2 protein-coding genes are annotated in these 1,260 nt (G+C 30.5%); both read left to right on the top strand.

Annotation, left to right across the window (positions count from 1 at the left end):
* A partial coding sequence (locus HMPREF9072_RS04575; RefSeq protein ID WP_009410763.1) for a hypothetical protein occupies positions 1-841 on the top strand: 841 nt, incomplete at its 5' end.
* Entirely contained in the window at positions 838-1,236 is a 399-nt protein-coding gene (locus HMPREF9072_RS04570; protein ID WP_009410762.1) for a transposase, read from the top strand. The genes HMPREF9072_RS04575 and HMPREF9072_RS04570, both read left to right, overlap by 4 nt.
* The last annotated feature ends 24 nt before the right edge of the window (positions 1,237-1,260 follow it).

The following is a 1,260-nucleotide window of genomic DNA, read 5'->3' as shown; positions in this document are numbered from 1 at the left end:
AAAAAAAGTTATGACCACTATAATAAAGAATAGAAAAAGAATTTCAAATATCTTTTCTAAGATAGAAGATAAAGAGTTAGAATTTCTTGTAAAAGAAACAGGAGTCGATAAATATAGCAAAAAACTTAAAGGAATAGAAATATTTAAGTTGCTAATTTTCGGTGCTTTGACAGATGATAGAGCTAGTCTAAGAACTTTTGAAAACTTTTATATCACAAATTTCTTTAAAATGATTGCTAAGATATCACTTACTAAAGTCATATCACATAGTAGCATTGCAGAAAGGATTGCTAAAATAAATGTAGTTTTCTTTGAAAGACTTTTTGCTTATTGCGTAAAGAAGTATGCACCTTTTTTAGAAGAAGGAATTACTTCTAAAATAAGTAGTTATGATTCTACAATAGTGAGTATCTCATCCAAACTACTGCATTTAGGAATGCAAAATGGACAGAAGAATAAAAAAGATGAGCAAGGAAAGCTAAGCTTAAAATTCACCATTGGATTTTCAAACTTACCATTCAAGTGTAAAATTCATCACCAACAAGAAATGATAAGTGAAGATTTAGCACTTGGTGATATTCTCAAGGAACATACTGCTGATAAGAAAGATATAGCAGTGTTCGACAGAGGGATGAAAGACAGAAAGGTAATGGATGAGCTTTCAGATGAGCAGACTCAATATTTTGTCACCCGAATTTACAAAGACTCAAAGTATATTTTAGCAGAAGGGAGTCAAGTAAAGAAATTAGATGAGCAAGATGAGCATCTGCGCCTAATTAGCAGTCAGAAAGTACATCTTTTCACTAAAAGTCAAAACAAGACAAAAAAACCTTTCGTTTGATAGAGGGTAGACTGCTAAAGAAGGATGAGAAGAGAGGAGAAATTAAAGAAGAAAAGATACTGTTTTTAAGTAACTTAACCGATGATTTTAGTGATGAGCAAATAGCCGGAATTTATAGAAATCGTTGGAAGATAGAGCAGTATTTTCGTTTTATAAAGCAAGAGCTTAACTTTAAACATTTTTTTTCAAGAAATCTCAATGGCATACAAGTGATGATGTATGTAATATTAATAGCATCAATATTACTATTGACATACATAAAAGAAGAAGGATTGAAAGGCTATAAAATCCCTAAAAGGCGATTTTGTTATGGTTTACAAGATGAAATAATTAAAGAAATTGTAATCCATTGCGGAGGAGATCCTTCAAAAATGTATTCTTATTCAGATAGTTAAAAATGTTCCTTACAACCTTAGTTT

The organism is Capnocytophaga sp. oral taxon 324 str. F0483 (assembly GCF_000318315.2).
Taxonomy (GTDB): domain Bacteria; phylum Bacteroidota; class Bacteroidia; order Flavobacteriales; family Flavobacteriaceae; genus Capnocytophaga; species Capnocytophaga ochracea.
This window is presented reverse-complemented; position numbering and strand designations above follow the sequence as displayed.